Source organism: Vibrio sp. PBL-C16 (assembly GCF_034321865.1).
Classification (GTDB): domain Bacteria; phylum Pseudomonadota; class Gammaproteobacteria; order Enterobacterales; family Vibrionaceae; genus Vibrio; species Vibrio alginolyticus.
Genome location: NZ_JAXLNY010000001.1, coordinates 827,334 through 845,057 on the forward strand (window position 1 = coordinate 827,334; position 17,724 = coordinate 845,057).

A 17,724-nucleotide genomic window follows, 5' to 3' on the forward strand; every position below is an offset into this window, starting at 1 on the left:
AAATAGCTTCACGTAATTTATTGTTGGTATTTGCAACATTGCCAAGGAGATGTCTATTGAGACTTGAAAGAACTTTTAACCCTGATGACTTATCGATGCAAAACATGGAAAGTCCTATATGTATGCCGATAGGGTTTGTTCACTTTTTAGCTCAATCGGAAACACTACAGCAAGTACTTGATACGGTGGCAGAATGGATAAATCGCATATTTAACTCTGACCGTGCGAGTATCACACTTTATGAAAACAATGATCATTTAAAGGTCTACTCTTTCTCTGGTAGTAAAGCGATTCCCGCTGAATTTTTAGTGCCCATTCATCAAGCGTTTGTTGGCCGAGTGTTCAAAAAGCAACAACTGATGATCTGCGATGATGTTACGCAATCTGATGAGATCGATTGTGTGATGCTCGCATCCAATGGTATGGGTACGTGTATGGACGCGCCTTTAATGCACGGTAAAGTCTGCCTAGGAACGCTTAATGTTGCGCATCATCAAACGCACATTTACACAAACGAACAAGCGGCACAGCTTCAGTGCATCGCTAATTGGATTGCTTTAAACATTGCCCTTCATATACAGATTATGAAAATGGAGCACCTCGCCACGACGGATGATCTAACAGGTATTCCAAACCGCAGAGAGTTCATGCGACAAATCGAAAGCCGCCTAAATGAATACCGAACCCAGGGCATTGACTTCCATGTTGCTATTTTAGATCTCGACAATTTTAAAAGCCTCAATGACCGATTTGGTCATGACGCAGGCGATAAATCACTGATCCATGCAGTTAATACTATTAAAAGTCATCTACTTGATTGTGACTTACTTGCCAGAGTTGGTGGTGAAGAGTTTGCCATCGTATTAAGAAGTCGCTCATCGCAGCAAGCTCTAGAAACATTAGAAACGATTCGTAATGCACTAGAAACGACGACCGTTCAACATTCAGGTTGTGATATGAGCTTCACCGCGAGTATTGGGGTCACTCAAGTCTGTCGTCTCGACGACTCATTTGAACCATTAGTTAAACGCGCCGACTTAGCACTTTACAAGGCAAAAGAAACCGGAAGAAATCGCGTTGAGTTTCATATTGGTGAAGAAAGGTAGAAAAAATAAAAAAAGGTAGCGACTCATTGCGCTACCTTTTATCGATTCTAACCCGCTTAAAATAACTAATACGAACTTTAAGCCAGTTAAAAATAAGAATGAGCAAATTTAATTATGCTTTCTTAAGATCTTTAGCTGGGTAAGTTAGTGTTTTTTCGCCTGCTTTTACATGTGTGTAAAAACCGCCACTGCTTAAACCTGTAACAACCATTTCGCCAAGATCGATACCTTTAGTCGCTACTACTACGTCACCGATTGAAAACATATTGAATACCTTGTTTGTTTAGATTAAGACACTAAGTCGTTGCGCGGTATTTAATACGATATTAGGCAAAGCACCTAATCGAGTTTTTTATCGTAAAGATTAATTTATATTTGTCGTGAACTCTAAGTTTCCACATTGAAAATCACAGGATATTTTCCAAAAAAAGATGCGCGATTCTTGTGAAATACGGTAATATTTTCTAGCATCAAGTGCGGAGGTATTCTCCGCCCTCATTGGAGAAAAATGATGAAGAAAGGCCTAAAAATGCGTGCATTAGAGCGTTCTGATTTGCGCTTTATTCATGAACTGAATAACAACCGAAATATCATGGCCTACTGGTTCGAAGAGCCTTACGAATCTTATGACGAGCTCGAAGAACTTTATCGAAAACATATACATGATGACGCTGAAAGGCGTTTTGTCGTCGAAGATGAAGACGGCATCGTAATTGGCTTAGTTGAGCTGATCGAGATTAACTACATTCACCGCAGCGCGGAATTTCAGATAATCATCGCCCCAGAGCATCAAGGCCGAGGTTATGCGACAGAGATGATTAATCGTGCGTTAGATTACTCATTCTCAATTCTTAATCTACGTAAAATCTACTTATTAGTCGCAGTGGATAACGAAGTCGCTATTCACTTATACAAAAAGTGCGGCTTTATCGAAGAAGGTCACCTTGTAGAAGAATACTTTATTAACGGCGCTTACAGCGATGTTAAGCGCATGTATATATTAAAACACCAGTACCAGAAAAAGATCGAAGAAAACAACTCAATTCACTAGTTCATTCTATCAAAGTAAAAACGCAGCTATTTGGGCTGCGTTTTTATTTATTCAAATTGATATTGATATGATAATACGATGCGCTTGTCTGCTTCATCCAAATAGGTGTTGTTGTCCATGACAAACGTCATTACGTTAAAAGAGTGGCGTTTGCTCACGAGGTAACCAAGACCAATACCACCAAAGAAGCCTTTGTAGTTCTCTCCTTCACTGTTTTCTGAGCCGTAAGTGCCTGCTGCGAAGCTGATTAACGTCAGCTCTTTGGTAAACGATTTCAGCGCAAATGCACCAACGTAACCGCTGCTGCCTGAAGAGCTCATCATATTGAAGCCATTCTCTGCACTTGGAGTGCCCGTAAAGTTAGGCTCGCTACAGTGGCTACTTTCTGCACCGTCACAAACAGGAACATCACCAGTGTTGTACGTATAGCCTGCCATTGGGAAAATTTGGAAGCCTGCTGGCTCAATCCCGAAATAACTTAGCGGCATAAAGGTACCAACGCTGTAGTTGGTTTGATCCGCGCCGTTTACGTATTCATTTTTACCGAAGTTGAAGTTCACGATACCGACCGGAAACAACCACGAGCCACCAATACGCCACTCGCTCGCATCATCATTGATACGCAGGTTAATTTTGCGCGCTTGGTCAAGCGCAAGTGAGCCCGAGAATGAGATGTTTTGATCATCAAAATCGTAGTTGTTTGCGTAAGACGCGCCAAATTTCGTGATGACTTTTGTTGGGTCATCCGCCAACTTGTTTTTATTGTCTTTTACTCGATGCTCGGCACCATGAGCCAGCGTACTGACCAACAAAGTCGTACACACTAACGCTAGTTTATTTTTCATTTTTTAGTCCTTTGAGATGTTGAATACCCGCACTTAGCTGCGCAGATACTTTTTGAATCATCACTCACTGGATGTGACAGAAGCGCCCTAACTACCTTAGATGGCATGACAGCATCCAGTGCAGGTAGTTAGGGTAGAATGGCCTGTAAGGAAGGCGTTTTAGCGATTAGGAATGATTAGTTTTTCCAGTTGTAGCTCATGCTCATGAAGTACAGCGCAGGCTCATCAAAGCCCGCTTGGAAGCGTGGAGTTTCTGACGATTCCATCAAGATCGCTTCAAACGCGAAACCAATTGAGTTTTCTGAATCCAATTTGTAATCAATGCCTGTACCAATGCGGTACGCCTTGCCAGTAGGAACGGTAATGTCACCGTTTGATTGACTTTCATACATGCTGGTATCGAATGCAAAACCTGCATTCCACATCATTTTTTCATTCAGTTTGTACTGAGTACCCAATGCGATTTGGTAAGTGTCTTGTGTCTCTACGTTCAGCGTGGTTGTGTATTCGCTCCAGTCTTGCCAGTTCACGTTCCACATCACCGCTAGGTCATCATTCACTTCATGGTAAGCACTGAAGATCAGTTGTTGTGGAGCAATGGAGTTGCTATTGTCGAATTCAAATTCGGTTTCAGAAGAGTAAGACAACCCAAGACGCGTGCCTGCTGTTGCTTCATAAAGCACACCTACTCGGCCGTTAACCTGTGTGTCTTGGTCTTCGTCATTGAAGTTCAGGGCTCCCTTCGTTTCCACTTCATACATACCGTACTGAATGCCAAGCGCCGCACCCACAGACCAGTGATCATTGATGCGGTAAGAAGCGGAAGGTTGAATGGTCAAGGCTTGCGTCGTTGCTGTAGGAATATCTAAATGATTATTCAAAAGACCTTCGTACTCAAGGCCAAGGCCGTAATTGCCATACAGACCAATACCCAGCGTCCATTTGTCGTTCACTTGTTGGCTGTAAAATGCCGACGCCATAGGAACAAAACCAATCACGTTGCCCGCATCGCCAGTCATCGTGTCTAGTTGCGCGTCACCGTAAAGGCCAATCAGGTTACCAGAGAAAGATTTACCAGAAACATTCGCCAGACCAGCCGGGTTTGCTGCCATTACTGAGGCATCTTGCGCACGAGCCGCCATACCAGCGGATGCCAAACCAATATCCGATGCTGTAGTTTCGTAAAGGTATAACCCACCCGCTTGCGCGGCAGCACACGTCAGTAGAGAGCTCGCTACGACGATTTTTGAAAGATTTTTCATGCTAAAACCTATTATTGTTAGGGGAACCCACGCTGCGACGGTGGTTGTATATCAATGAAAGGCATTGGCCAATCGCACACAGCGTGGGGGTGTTGTGGAGTCAGTCAGTTGAAATCAGCGTTATTGCTCGCTCACCTCAAGTTCAGTGGGTTTCTTTCGCTTAAACTTCTCGCGCAGAGATTGCATCATCACGAAGAACACTGGCGTCAGTAACGTGCCTACAAACGTAGAGAGAATCATGCCGCCGAATACTGCAAAGCCCAGTGAGTGACGAGATGCCGCACCGGCACCCGATGCAATCACCAACGGGAATACCCCCCAGATGAAGGCGAATGCGGTCATCTGTACTGCACGGAAACGGATTCGAGCAGCTTCTTTGGCAGAATCAATGATGGATAAGCCCTTTTCTTCTCGCAGAACTTTGGCAAATTCCACGATAAGAATCGCCACTTTGGCGGACATACCGATCAAGATGACCACACCAATCTGCACATACAAATCGAACGGTTGTCCCACCAGCAGTAGCGTGCCCATTGCGCCGAGAATCGCGACTGGAACCGCCATCATTACCGCAGCAGGAATGGTCCAACTTTCGTACTGAGCCACCAAGAACAAGTAGGTGAACAGCAAAGACAATGCGAACGCGATTGGTGCCATGTTGCCTGCTTTCATCTCTTGGTAAGTCATGCCGGACCACTCGTACGAGTAACCACTTGGCAAAGATTCTGCAGCCAGTTTTTCAATGGCTTTTACAACATCACCCGAGCTGTAACCTGGCGCTGGCGCACCGTTCACGGTTGCAGAACTGAACATGTTGTAGTTCGACAAGGTATCCGGGCCGAAGATCGGCTTCACTTTCACTAGCGTTGCCAGTGACACCATTTTTCCATAGCTTGAACGAACAAACAGATGGTTGATGTCGTCGATGTTGTCACGGTATTGCTCTTCTGCTTGCACTTTCACTTGGTACGAACGACCAAACAAGTTGAAGTCAGAAATGTATGCACCGCCCAACTGTGCTTGCAGTGTGCTGAAGATTTCATTCAACGGTACGCCCATCGAAATCGCTTTATCGCGGTCAATATCGATGTAACGTTGCGGAATGTTCGCACGGAAAATCGAGAACGCACGCGCCACTTCAGGCAGTTGATTGATTTGGGCAACAAAATCAGCGGTTGTTTTTGCCAACTCTTGTGGAGAACGGCCCAAGTTGTCTTGCAGCACAAGGTTGAAACCATCCACCGCACCCATGCCTTTGATTGCCGGCGTCGCGAAAACGAACGAAGCGGCATCTGGCGTTGAGTTCAGCATTTGGTTAACTTTGTTCATCAACGCACGTTGGTGTAGCTCAGGGTCTTTACGTTTGCTCCAGTTATCCAGTTTGATGATCAACATGCCCGAGTTTGGAATCGACGCCATGTTAATTACCGAGAAGCCCGCAACCGAAACCACGTTCTCCACACCTTCCATCTGTTTTAGCTCATCAACGTACTTCTTCATTAATGGTGCAGTACGCTGCAATGCTGCTGCGTCTGGCAAACGCATTTCGACCATGAACACGCTTTTATCTTCGTTCGGTACGAAAGAAGAAGGTACGGTCATGAACGCAAATGCCAGCACCGCAATAAGCGCGCCATAAACACCGATACTCAGCACAATACGACGGCTCAAGAAGCCAACTAAACCTTGGTATTTGCGCGTTATTGCTTCAAAACCTCGGTTAAACGCACGCAAAGGCGCAATAGGTTGCGAGTGAGTAGATTTCAACATCAACGCACAAAGCGCTGGCGTTAACGTCAATGCGTTGATCGCAGAGATCAGCACCGATACACAGATGGTGACCGCGAACTGGTTGAACATTCGACCAGAAATACCCGGCAATAGCGCAACCGGTACGAATACCGCCAACAAAATAAGCGTTGTTGCCAATACTGGCCCCGTCACTTCTTTCATAGCTTGGATAGTGGCCGGAATCGGGTCTAAATGCTCTTCATGAATAACCCGCTCCACGTTCTCTACCACGATGATCGCATCGTCCACCACGATACCGATGGCGAGGATCAAGCCAAACAACGAGATCGTGTTAATGGTCATGCCCATCACGCCCATGATTGCGAAAGTCGCAATGATGGAAACCGGAATCGCTAAGGTTGGAATAATGGTCGCTCGCCAGTTCTGCAAGAAAACGTACACAACGAAGGTGACAAGAAGTACCGCAATCACCAGCGTCTCATACACTTCATCAATCGATGTCTCTACGTATTCGGTAGAGTCATACGCGATGTCATAGACCAAATCATCTGGGAACGATTTCTCGTACTCTTTCATGGCCTCTTTCACGCGTTCCATCACGTCTAGCGCGTTCGCGGTCGGCAACTGGTACAAGGCCAGAACGGCGGCTGGTTCGTTATTCATACGACCATCAGCTTCGTAACCTTGTGCGCCAACTTCGACACGAGCCACATCTTTCAAGCGAATCAAAGAACCTTTCTTGCTCGCACGAATGATGATGTTCTCGAACTCTTCCGCAGAAGTGAGGCGGCCTTTGGTTTGCAAAACATATTGATATTGCTGGTCACCCGGAGCTGGCATACCACCGATCTTACCCGCCGCCACTTGGATGTTTTGCGTTTTAATTGCGCCAATAACATCGCTAGCAGAAAGCTTCAAGGTAGCCAGTTTATTTGGGTTCAACCAAATACGCATTGAGTAGTCTTTCTTACCCAGCAGCGTAATGTCACTCATACCTTCGATACGTTTTAGACGCTCAACGATATTGAGATCCGCGTAGTTAGAAAGGTAGATACTGTCGTAAGACTGTTTCGGAGAACGCAGTGTGATAACGCCCAGCATGTCGGAAGATTTCTTCTTAACCGTCACACCGATTTGGTTTACTTCTTGTGGTAGAGACGACGTCGCCTGTGCCACCAAGTTGTTCACACGAACCTGCGCCATATCGCCATCTGCGCCCACTCGGAAGTAAATACGCAATGTGTATGAGCCATCGTTACCAATCACAGAAGACATGTAAATCATGTCTTCAACGCCGTTGACTTTGGCTTCTATCGGTTGTGCTACGGTCTTTTTAACCACGTCCGCGTTTGCACCCGGATACATGGTGCTCACCGTAATTACCGTTGGAGAGATTTGAGGATACTCAGAAATTGGCAAGACTTTCAGGGCGATCATACCCATCAATGTCATCGCCAGTGAGATCACCAAAGCAAACTTCGGCCGGTGAATGAAAAATTTACTTAACATCAGTACTCACTCAGCCTTGTTCACTCTGTAGTTCAACGTCTTTCACCGTTGCACCCGGACGCACTTTTTGTAGACCATTGACGATGACTTTTTCGTTAGCCGCCAAGCCAGTCAGCACAGCACGTTTCACACCGTAGGTCTGACCGAGTTCAACGTTACGATGAGACACCACGTGATCATCACCAACCACCATGACGTAGTCACCCACTTGGTCTTGTTGAACAGCCGCCGATGGGATAAGCAAACCATCAATGGTTTTGTTGCGCAGCTTGATGGTCAAGTTGCCATATTCACCCGGCATAAGCGCGTAAGTTGGATTATCGAATTGTGCTTCTGCTCGAATTGAGCCTGTTTCTAAATCGATCTTATTGCCAACGGCGTAGATCTTGCCATCAAGCGGATACAATGAACCGTCTGAAAGCGTCAGTGTTAAATCAACATCCAGTTTGTCATCGTTACGATGAGCTACATCAATCGCACTTCTTACGCGGCGGTAGAGCTTCTCATCCACATCAAAGCCAAAGCGAATTGGGTCTACTTGAGTGATCGAAACAAGAGGAACGAGTTGAATTTTCGAAATACGGTCACCCACTCGGAAGTTGCTGAAACCCACGCGACCAGAGAAAGGAGCACGCACAGAGCTAAATTCAAGATCGAGCCTTGCTGAAACCAGCGTCGCCTTCGCCTCTTCTACCGAAGCAATCGCTGCGGCTTGCGCGGCAATGGCGTCATCGTATTGCTGCTCACTGATGCTTTTATCTTTGATGAGTTTCTTCACACGTTCTGCATCACGCGTAGTTTGAACGAGTTGCGCTTTTGCTTTTTGCAACGACGCTTTTGCATACGCCAGTGCCGCTTTGTAAGGACGGTCGTCGATTTCAAACAACAATTGGCCTTTTTCGACCATATCGCCATCTTTAAAATGAATCGCGGTTAATTCACCACCGACTCGCGGCATAATATCAACGTCATTTACCGCTTCAGTTCGACCGATAAAATTATGATAAGGAGTGATTTTTGTTTCGGTTAGGGTAACGGTTTCAACAGAGGGTGCTTGGGCTGTTTTCGTTACGATATCGCCAGTTTTGCATCCTGATAGTAATGCAGAAGATATAGCAATAGATACCAACGCAAATTTATATTTGGCTTTCATGATAAACCTACTTTATGTAGAAAGTGCTTTGGCCTAAATATTTAAATATATGGATAAACACACTTTCCATTCTGGAAATAAACGAGGGAGTTAGAATTGGTAGTTAAATTCGATGCGGTGATCACCATCACCGAAATTAACGTGCTCATTCCAGTTTGCAAAGTAACGAATATTTGCGCGAGGATTAATTTGATAAGACAACGCAAACTCATGAGTCAAGATATTATCTTCACCCGCATAATAAGTATCTTTATATTGACTAGACCCTGACAACGTATGCATATACATTGGGTTGTAGTTAATCCAGATTTTATCGGTTAATTCAATTTTTGAGTACATACCCACAACAGTGAAAGTACCTGGAATTTCATAACCTTTGTCATCACCACTAAAATCATTAGCAATAGTGACACCCGCACCAGCTAAAGGAAATAGCTGCAACATACCAAACTTAGGTAGACCTTGAATAAAGCTATAAGATGCATCTAATTTATCGTTATCAACGTCGTAGTTTACATCTAATTGACGGCCTAGACCTTTTGCGACTTCTACTTGGAAATTACGTAGTCGGAAAGAGTCAATGCTGTCATCAACGTTGGCATATATTGGATCGTCATTGTCGCGAATGCCAAATAGCTCACCACCAATGCCTTTCATTTCAATGATGTTCATCGCCATGGTACCAGGCTGGCTAGATTGGTAAGTTTGACCGATTTTGATGTTCGCGCCTTTATCAGTAATACCAAAGCCAGCTTGGGTGTATACCGCAAGTGGGTCAGACATATCTTGAAGTTCTTCGTTATTGTTTGTCTGCGCATAGGCAGAAGACGCGAGTTGTAGGGTTGCAACCACAATGGCAACAGACGGTTTCACTAAATTCATAAAACTGTATCCATTTTAATGATTATAAAATTATTCACGTCATGAGGTCATCATAAATAGCAAGCAACACAACTCGCTTTGGATAACATAAATTATCAAAGCAAATTCAATAATGACGAAACATTCGACGTTTTAATTAAAATAAAATAAAGCATCGTAAAAGTTCAATCACCGCTACTTATATCTTATATAACTTGAAATTTGGTAATAACAATGAAGAAGGAAATATTAAAACTTATGAAAATTCAATTATCATTAGAACGAATGATTAATTAATTTTACCATATAAATAGAGAGTGCAATGGATTTAGTTGATCGCGATCAATGTTTCATTTCGATCGTACAACACTCTTCAGATTAATTAGAACATTATAATAATTTAAAAAATCTTAGTTTGATTAGCCTAGCATCAGATTAGAATAGTAGGCCTATAATAAATAAAAAGGGAATCACTCTCTGTGATTCCCTTTTATTATCGAGCGATAAAGCGCCGATGCGTTTCGATAACTAAAACGCAAACAATTCGCACTATTGCAGTTTCTCTATTCCCATATTGAACAGTGCAAAACTATAAATATCTGCATTTGTCTCAATTATTTTACGCGTTGGTGTGCCTGCACCATGTCCTGCATTGGTTTCGATGCGAATTAAGGTCGGATTTGAACCCGCTTGCTTCGATTGCAACTCAGCAGCAAATTTGTATGAGTGAGCAGGAACAACACGGTCATCATGATCACCGGTTGTAATCAATGTTGCTGGGTATTCCACCCCTGCTTTTACATTGTGCACCGGCGAATAACTTTTCAGATATTGGAACATCTCTTTACTTTGCTCTGCCGTGCCGTAGTCATACGCCCAACCAGCACCTGCGGTAAAAGTATGGTAACGCAGCATATCCAGTACGCCGACTGCTGGCAGCGCCACTTTAAACAGCTCTGGACGTTGCGTCATAACGGCCCCCACTAACAAGCCACCATTCGATCCACCGTTAATGGCTAACTTGTTTGATGACGTTACCTCTTCATCAATTAGGAATTCAGCCGCAGCAATAAAGTCATCAAACACATTTTGCTTTTGCATTTGAATGCCAGCGTTGTGCCACTCTTTACCATACTCCCCACCACCACGAATGTTCGCTACCGCGTAAACACCACCAAGCTCTAACCAAGCCGCACGTGTCGGGCTAAAAGATGGCGTGAGGCTAATGTTGAAACCGCCATAACCATATAGGATGGTTGGTGCACTGCCGTCCATCGGTGTCCCTTTTTTATAGGTGATGATCATCGGCACTTTTGTTCCGTCTTTTGAGGTGTAAAACACCTGGCGAGATTCATACAAAGCAGGATCAAATGGCGCTTTAGATTTGTAGTACACCTCGCTATCACCGTCTTTGATGTTCAGACGATAGGTCGTGCTTGGCATCTTGTAGTTGGTGAAAGAATAGTAGACTTCGGTTTCTTCTTTTTTCCCCGAGAAACCGTATGCGCTGCCAATATCAGGCAATTTGATTTCTCGGATGAGTTTGCCGTTCATGTCGTATTGCTTCACCATCGAGATCGCATCAACAATATAGCTCGCAAACAAATTGCCACCCGCGGTAGAAACACGTAACACGTTCTTTGTTTCAGGAATCACATCTTTCCAGTTTTTGGGCTGCGGCTGACTCGCATCCACCGTCACGACGCGTTTGTTCGGCGCATTAAGGTTCGTAACCAAGTACAGTTTCGTGCCTTGGTTGTCTATCACCCAAGTATCAGAACTGGTGTTATCTAAAATGGTTTTCAGCGGGCTATTTGGCTTACTCAGGTCTTTGACGAACAGTTTGTTACCCGACGTCGATACGCTGGCTGAGATAAACAAGTAGCGTTCATCTTCCGACGTGTGACCCCCAACGTAGCGATACTTTTCGTCCTTTACACCACCGAAAATTAATTGGTCTTCACTTTGTTTCGTTCCAAGTTTATGAAAGTAGAGCTTGTGTTGGTCTGTCTTCGCGGAAAGTTCACTCCCTTTTGGCTTGTCATAACTTGAGTAATAGAAACCTTGATTGCCGAGCCAACTGATGCCACTGAACTTAATATCCACCAGCGTTTCGCCGACGGGCTTTTTGGTTTCTGTGTCTAACACAATGACTTTGCGCCAATCGCTACCGCCTTCCGAAATGCTGTATGCAACCAAAGAACCATCACGTGAAAAGCTCACTCCCGCTAACGATGTGGTGCCATCTTCACTAAAAGTATTTGGATCGAGGAAAATTTCTGCTTCGCCATCACCTAACTTCCGATAAAGCACATCTTGGTTTTGTAGCCCGTCATTTTTGTAGAAATAAGTGAACTTACCCTCTTTGAACGGTTGGCTTTGCTTTTCGTAATCCATGAGCTTAGTAATGCGCTCTTCAATCTGCTCGCGGTAAGGGATTTTCGACAGATAATCAAACGTCACTGCATTTTGTGCCTTAACCCATTCTGCGGTTTCTGGGCTGAGATCGTCTTCCAACCAGCGATAAGGATCACTCACTTTTGTACCAAAGTTGTCATCGACAACATCCACTTTTTGTGTAGTTGGATACGTGATGGTTTTCGGGGTTACCTGTTCAACCGACGATTGCGCCGCTTCATTTGCATACGCCACAGACAACACACTTCCGAGTACGAGAGCCGTTGTGAGTGCTAGGGTATTCTTTTTCATGAAATTCCTTTTTATTTTTCTGTTGTCTTTTTGTGCAATACATCAGAACTCTACTATATATCGACAAAATGAATCTAATTTCATTAAACGAGTTGTGAAAGCCATCCTAACTCCCTCATTTCCTTCCAGTTCTACAAACTAGTAAGTGGCGGTGTAGAACTTGGGAACAATACTGAAGAGCTACGATGGCGTTTACTCTCTTTCGTCTAAGTCAGCTCGATTTGGCGCAAAACCCCAGACTCAGAAGCGAAATCTTGGTCGTGACTGATCAGAACAAATCCACCTTTGTATGTATTTAACGCCTGACTAAGCATTATTTTTGACTCGAGGTCGAGATGGTTATCTGGTTCATCAAGCAGCAGCAAAGGCTGAGAATTTTGGTGGCTAACTATCAGCATCGCGAGCTTCATCTTCTCGCCACCGCTCAGTAGGCGCCCCAATCGAAACACAGCATCTCGACGAAAACCGATCCCGGCCAATAAGGTCCTCGCTTCACTTTCCGTCATCTCTTGGCAGCTCTCCATTACGTTCTCAAGTAACGAAAGATTTGGATTCACTGCACCAAAATGTTGGTCGAGATAATACAAAGGCGTATTCACTTGCAACTCACCACTCTGCAACGATAACTCGCCAAGCAACGTCTTTAACAAGGTTGATTTTCCGCAGCCATTTCTCCCTTTGAGATGGACTTTGTCGTTCGCAAAAATCTGCAACGTGATAGGCGTAGAATTCCCAAAAGGTAATATACCTTCTTGTATCGACAACACTTTTCGCGAACGGTTCGGATTATCTGTAAGATAAAGCTTTTGCGCCTTGAGTTGCTCATGTCGCGATTGCAACGCCTGTTCTTTGGCTTGTAAATGCGCTTGTCTGAGTTGCTCATTCTTATTGCGATTTGAAGCGCTGGCGGTCGCGCTATCCTTTTTTCCATCAAGCAAAATTTTGGGCTGACTGCCGTCTTTGCGCAGTTTGTTCCCTTGCGCGGCGCGTTGGTCTGCTTTTTCGCGATTTTTCTGGGCTTGCTCGGCTAACCGTTTTTTCTGTTTATCGACTTGCGCTAACTGCCTCTCGACCGCTTGCAGTTCAGTGCGTTTTTTCTCGGCGTACACATCGTAATTTCCACCAAAAGCCTGTAAACCTAGGCCCGAGAGTTCCCAAATTTCCTCCATCTCTCGCAACAGCTCACGATCGTGACTGATGAGTAAAATCGCGCCGCTGAAATGCGTCATAGACTCTATCAACCATTGTTTCGCCTCGGTATCGAGGTGATTGGATGGTTCATCGAGAATCAAAAGCTCCGTTTCGCTTTCAAATAACTGCCATAACTGCAAACGCGCCAACTGACCACCACTGAGCCGAGCACAAGAGAAATCAGGGTCTTGCGGCAAGCCCATCGCAGCGAGCTGCTGTTTGAGTTTTAATTCAATATCCCACTGCTCGCCAACCAGTTCGAACCAATGTTCAGAAACATCACCTTGTTCAATCTGCTTTAAAGCATGCAAGACCGCATCTTTGCCCAGAAACTGGGCGATCGATTGCTGACCTGAAAGCAGATCAGACGGCTGCTGGCGATACATCATGAAAGAAGAGGGAGCAGTCACAACACCGCTGGCAGGCTGAATTTCTCCCGCTAAAATGGAAGCCAAAAGCGACTTGCCAATGCCATTACGCCCAACCAAACCAACACGTCGTTTAGTCATGGAACAAGAAATAGACTGGAATAGCGTATCGCCATTATCAAACTGATGGCTAACATTAAAAGCTTGTAAAACTGGCATAATTTGCCTCCTGTATGACAGGGACAACAGCCGTAGCTATGATTTGAAATTGCAACAAAACGCGTGCACAAACGCATTAAGCTCTATGTAAAGCTCGACGATATACGTCAAATCAAAAAGTCGTCTTGTTGCAAAGAAATATCGGAAAGTGAGCTACGCCTACTAACCCTGCAGATCCAAAAAATAAGTAAAAATATGGATGACAGGTTTAGTTCTTCATGTTGGCGTAATCTCCTAGAGAAATGATGCGCAGAGTGTAGCGGCTTTTTTGTTCAAAAAGCAAGCTTTCTAACCAAATGTGAACAAAAAGAAAGTTTCACAGTAAGTTGTTATATCACATTAACTTTTCAACAAAGCTTTGAACAATTTCGAGATCTTAGCAACACAATTTTTATCCAAGCCATACTATGCTTAGGGTAAAGATAATCCACATAAGGGCGTGGTTATGAAATACAAACATATCCTTGTTGCACTCGAACTGTCAGATGAAAGCACCGTGCTTATCGACAGAGCGGTATCAATGGCAAACTATCTCGACTCCGATATCTCCTTTATTCATATTGATGGTACACACGGAGAAATCTATCGTGAGCTTGTAGACATTAAAGAAAACCCGGATCAAAGGCCGTTGAATGAGCATTCAATGGAATGTTTAAAAACATTTAGTGATTACATGGATTACCCACTTAAACATTTCTTCGTAGGTACTGGCGACTTGGCTGATAAATTAGAGGTCACCATTAAAGAGCAAGAAGTGGATCTTCTGATTTGTGGTCACCACCAAGATTTCTGGAGCAAGATTATTTCTTACTCCAGACACTTAATTAACAAGTCACCGGTGGATATTCTAGTCGTCCCTATTCATGATTAGTAAAACGTAACGCTTCCCAAAACCACCAATTTATTTGGTGGTTTTTTATTGATATTGAAACAGCTTAAACAGTTTACCAAACTAGCTTGGCGATCATTTATGAGTTACATTTTCTAACCAACCCGCGCTCCTACTGGGCATGGTTATTTAGATAGCAAGGATCCCTATGGCAAATAAAAAAGTACTCATTCTCTTTGCTCATCCTTCCCAGCATCGTTCAGAAGTGAATACTCCACTTTTCAAAGAAGCTCAAAAAATTGAAGGCGTGACATGTGTTGATCTCTATGGCGAATACCCTCGTTTCGATATTAATATCGACCGTGAGCAGCAACGCTTACGTGAGCATGACGTGGTGATTTTCCAATTCCCACTATATTGGTATTCAACGCCTGCGATTTTAAAAGAGTGGCAAGATCTGGTTTTGGAATATGGCTTTGCTTACGGTACAGGTGGCACAGCACTGCAAGGTAAGACCATGCTTTGTGTGCTGTCTGCAGGGGGTAAAGAAGAAGCTTATAAGGCAGAGGGCTACAACCACTTTACGATTCGTCAACTGCTTGCGCCTATTGAACAAATGTCCGCACTGACAGGCATGAACTACATTGCCCCTCTCGCGATGTTTGGCGCACGTACAGCAGATGAAGAAGGGCGAATCCCTCGTCATGTTGAGCGGTACAAGAGCCTGCTAACAGCTTTAGTCGAAGATAGGTTGGATGTTGAAGCTGCGGCGTCATTAATCAAGCTTAACAGCGCATTGCCAGAGCTCATTAAGGAGGCTTCATGACAGGGATATTCTTACAAGCCTTCGTATATTTGATTGCTGCTGTAATTGCAGTCCCACTTGCTAAGCGTTTGGGACTTGGGTCCGTTTTAGGCTATCTCATCGCAGGTGTGGTCATTGGCCCAATTATCGGTTTAGTCGGTGAAGAAACAACAACAATACAGCACTTTGCCGAGTTTGGCGTGGTGATGATGCTGTTTCTCGTTGGTTTAGAGCTCGAACCCAAAATGTTGTGGGCGATGCGCAATCGCTTAATGGGTTTAGGAGGTCTGCAAGTCGGTGGTACCGTCGCGGCGATTATGGGTATTGCCTTGTACTTTGACCAGCCTTGGACCATAGCCTTAGCCATAGGTTTGATCTTCGCCCTCTCTTCTACTGCGATTGTTTTGCAAACTTTTAGCGAAAAAGGATTAACGAAGACGGAAGGTGGACAAAACGCTTTCTCCGTGTTGCTTTTTCAAGATATTGCAGTGATACCAATGTTGGCGTTCATTCCTCTATTGGCCTTACCTGAATTAATTGAACAGGCACAGTCCGCGGCTCAAACAGCCGCAGCGCACCATGAAGAATTAAGCCTCGTTGCGGGGTTGCCAGGCTGGGCATACGGCATCGTAATCACAGCATCGATTGCAATCGTCGTCGTTGGTGGACACTTTTTAAGTCGACCTCTGCTCAATTATGTGGCTAGCTCTGGTTTGCGAGAAATCTTTACCGCAACTGCACTCATGCTTGTCATTGGTATCGCTGCACTGATGAGTTTAGTGGGCTTATCTCCTGCCTTAGGAACCTTCTTGGCTGGCGTTGTATTGGCGAACAGTGAATTCCGCCACGAGTTAGAATCCAATATCGAACCATTTAAAGGCCTATTGTTAGGTCTGTTCTTTATTACCGTTGGCGCAGGGATCAACTTCTCGGTCCTTTTTGGTGATTTCTGGTTGGTCATGGCATTGACCATTGGCGTGATGGTTTTGAAAGCCTTGGTGCTGTTTATTCTTGCACTGATATTTAGGGTGAAAGGCAGCAACCGCTGGCTGTTTACCCTAAGCTTGGCTCAAGCAGGTGAATTCGGCTTTGTGCTTCTAAGCTTTTCAGTGCAAAACCACGTCATCCCATTTGAACTCTCACAAACTCTTGCGTTAGTGGTTGCGATTTCGATGTTCCTGACACCAGGTTTGTTTATTCTTTTTGATAGAGTGATTCTGCCGCGCTTTGAAAGCCAGTCAAATGAACGCGAAAGCGATACGATTGAGGAAACAGGCACGGTGATCATCGCCGGCATCGGCCGCTTTGGACAAATAGTGAATCGCCTATTGGTATCAAACGGCGTGACTACCGTGGTACTTGACCATCAATCTGACCAAGTCGATAACATGCGCCAGATTGGCACTCGCGCCTATTTTGGCGACGCGACTCGACCAGATATGCTACATACAGCCGGCATTGAGCACGCCGCTGCGTTGGTTGTGGCGATTGATAACCAAGAATCGAGTGTAGAACTGGTGAAGTACGTTAAGCACACGCACCCAAAAGTAACAGTGATTGCACGTGCCTTTGACCGTGGACATGGCTATCTTTTGCGTCAAGCGGGAGCTGATATTATTGAATCAGAGACCTACCATTCTGCATTGGAGATGGGCGGTCACACAATGAAAGCACTTGGCATTCACCCCTTCTTTGTTGAACAACAGAAGGCGACATATAAGCGTGTTGAAGCACGTAAGTCAGAAATACTCTACAAAGCTTGGGAAGATGATTCTGAAGGTGAACGCTATGACAACAATTTCCGACAACTGTTTATTCAGTTAGAGGAGAAAATGGCGGAAGAGATGCAAAAAGATCGTCATGACAAACTATCGCGGTCAGAACGAGGTTGGACACCGCCACCTAAAGGTTACGCCGATGACTTTAATGAAGATAACGTCCAAGAGCTAATACCACCAAGAGAAGAGCTTATCCAACGATAACGCACTCCATATTAAAAACCTCCCGCTTGGGAGGTTTTTATTTTTTCAGTACAGAGCCACACGCCGTGCAGGATAAAATGAT

13 protein-coding genes are annotated in these 17,724 nt (G+C 44.6%); 5 read left to right on the forward strand and 8 right to left on the reverse strand.

Features of this window, described 5'->3' with window-relative positions; all coding sequences use genetic code 11:
- The first annotated feature begins 56 nt into the window (after positions 1–56).
- Positions 57–1,106: a sensor domain-containing diguanylate cyclase gene (locus UQW94_RS03465; RefSeq protein ID WP_256901008.1), complete on the forward strand. Its 1,050-nt coding sequence runs from the start codon at positions 57–59 to the stop codon at positions 1,104–1,106.
- 112 nt (positions 1,107–1,218) lie between these two features.
- On the opposite strand, the gene UQW94_RS03470 is transcribed toward UQW94_RS03465, so the two are convergent.
- Positions 1,219–1,371 (reverse strand): hypothetical protein, encoded by a 153-nt coding sequence (locus UQW94_RS03470; protein ID WP_005375418.1) that lies wholly within the window; start codon positions 1,369–1,371, stop codon positions 1,219–1,221.
- 246 nt (positions 1,372–1,617) lie between these two features.
- Between UQW94_RS03470 and speG the strand changes: the two genes are divergently transcribed.
- Positions 1,618–2,157, forward strand: a complete 540-nt coding sequence (gene speG / locus UQW94_RS03475) for a spermidine N1-acetyltransferase (RefSeq protein WP_005375417.1) — start codon at positions 1,618–1,620, stop codon at positions 2,155–2,157.
- Positions 2,158–2,204: 47 nt separating this feature from the next.
- Here speG and UQW94_RS03480 read toward each other — a convergent pair whose 3' ends face one another.
- The 7 genes from UQW94_RS03480 to UQW94_RS03510 form a co-directional block, all read right to left on the reverse strand.
- Positions 2,205–3,002, reverse strand: coding sequence for a hypothetical protein (locus UQW94_RS03480; protein WP_213901292.1), 798 nt, complete (start codon positions 3,000–3,002; stop codon positions 2,205–2,207).
- A 176-nt stretch (positions 3,003–3,178) separates the two neighbouring features.
- Complete coding sequence (locus tag UQW94_RS03485) at positions 3,179–4,264, reverse strand: OmpP1/FadL family transporter (RefSeq protein ID WP_213915538.1); 1,086 nt, start codon at positions 4,262–4,264, stop codon at positions 3,179–3,181.
- Positions 4,265–4,384: 120 nt separating this feature from the next.
- Positions 4,385–7,525, reverse strand: a complete 3,141-nt coding sequence (gene vmeQ / locus UQW94_RS03490; RefSeq protein ID WP_322141999.1) for an efflux RND transporter permease subunit VmeQ — start codon at positions 7,523–7,525, stop codon at positions 4,385–4,387.
- Between the two features lie 10 nt (positions 7,526–7,535).
- Complete coding sequence (gene vmeP / locus UQW94_RS03495; protein ID WP_322142000.1) at positions 7,536–8,678, reverse strand: efflux RND transporter periplasmic adaptor subunit VmeP; 1,143 nt, start codon at positions 8,676–8,678, stop codon at positions 7,536–7,538.
- A 90-nt stretch (positions 8,679–8,768) separates the two neighbouring features.
- Positions 8,769–9,560: a hypothetical protein gene (locus tag UQW94_RS03500; RefSeq protein WP_322142001.1), complete on the reverse strand. Its 792-nt coding sequence runs from the start codon at positions 9,558–9,560 to the stop codon at positions 8,769–8,771.
- A 528-nt stretch (positions 9,561–10,088) separates the two neighbouring features.
- Positions 10,089–12,248: a prolyl oligopeptidase family serine peptidase gene (locus tag UQW94_RS03505; protein ID WP_322142002.1), complete on the reverse strand. Its 2,160-nt coding sequence runs from the start codon at positions 12,246–12,248 to the stop codon at positions 10,089–10,091.
- Positions 12,249–12,454: 206 nt separating this feature from the next.
- Complete coding sequence (locus UQW94_RS03510) at positions 12,455–14,026, reverse strand: ATP-binding cassette domain-containing protein (protein WP_213873886.1); 1,572 nt, start codon at positions 14,024–14,026, stop codon at positions 12,455–12,457.
- 445 nt (positions 14,027–14,471) lie between these two features.
- On the opposite strand from UQW94_RS03510, the gene UQW94_RS03515 reads away from it, so the two are divergent.
- From UQW94_RS03515 to UQW94_RS03525, 3 genes are all read left to right on the forward strand, one after another.
- Positions 14,472–14,897 (forward strand): universal stress protein, encoded by a 426-nt coding sequence (locus UQW94_RS03515; RefSeq protein ID WP_005375398.1) that lies wholly within the window; start codon positions 14,472–14,474, stop codon positions 14,895–14,897.
- Between the two features lie 166 nt (positions 14,898–15,063).
- Complete coding sequence (locus UQW94_RS03520; RefSeq protein WP_206953534.1) at positions 15,064–15,681, forward strand: NAD(P)H-dependent oxidoreductase; 618 nt, start codon at positions 15,064–15,066, stop codon at positions 15,679–15,681.
- A complete protein-coding gene (locus UQW94_RS03525; protein WP_225496343.1) occupies positions 15,678–17,642 on the forward strand; it encodes a monovalent cation:proton antiporter-2 (CPA2) family protein in 1,965 nt (654 codons plus the stop codon). The genes UQW94_RS03520 and UQW94_RS03525 overlap by 4 nt, the downstream gene beginning before the upstream one ends.
- The last annotated feature ends 82 nt before the right edge of the window (positions 17,643–17,724 follow it).

Excerpts from the sequence above, each read along its gene's own strand:
- UQW94_RS03470 (WP_005375418.1), bottom strand. The coding sequence starts at position 1,371 with ATGTTTTCAATCGGTGACGTAGTAGTAGCGACTAAAGGTATCGATCTT.
- speG (WP_005375417.1), top strand. The coding sequence starts at position 1,618 with ATGAAGAAAGGCCTAAAAATGCGTGCATTAGAGCGTTCTGATTTGCGC.
- UQW94_RS03480 (WP_213901292.1), bottom strand. The coding sequence starts at position 3,002 with ATGAAAAATAAACTAGCGTTAGTGTGTACGACTTTGTTGGTCAGTACG.
- UQW94_RS03485 (WP_213915538.1), bottom strand. The coding sequence starts at position 4,264 with ATGAAAAATCTTTCAAAAATCGTCGTAGCGAGCTCTCTACTGACGTGT.
- vmeQ (WP_322141999.1), bottom strand. The coding sequence starts at position 7,525 with ATGTTAAGTAAATTTTTCATTCACCGGCCGAAGTTTGCTTTGGTGATC.
- vmeP (WP_322142000.1), bottom strand. The coding sequence starts at position 8,678 with ATGAAAGCCAAATATAAATTTGCGTTGGTATCTATTGCTATATCTTCT.
- UQW94_RS03500 (WP_322142001.1), bottom strand. The coding sequence starts at position 9,560 with ATGAATTTAGTGAAACCGTCTGTTGCCATTGTGGTTGCAACCCTACAA.
- UQW94_RS03505 (WP_322142002.1), bottom strand. The coding sequence starts at position 12,248 with ATGAAAAAGAATACCCTAGCACTCACAACGGCTCTCGTACTCGGAAGT.
- UQW94_RS03510 (WP_213873886.1), bottom strand. The coding sequence starts at position 14,026 with ATGCCAGTTTTACAAGCTTTTAATGTTAGCCATCAGTTTGATAATGGC.
- UQW94_RS03515 (WP_005375398.1), top strand. The coding sequence starts at position 14,472 with ATGAAATACAAACATATCCTTGTTGCACTCGAACTGTCAGATGAAAGC.
- UQW94_RS03520 (WP_206953534.1), top strand. The coding sequence starts at position 15,064 with ATGGCAAATAAAAAAGTACTCATTCTCTTTGCTCATCCTTCCCAGCAT.
- UQW94_RS03525 (WP_225496343.1), top strand. The coding sequence starts at position 15,678 with ATGACAGGGATATTCTTACAAGCCTTCGTATATTTGATTGCTGCTGTA.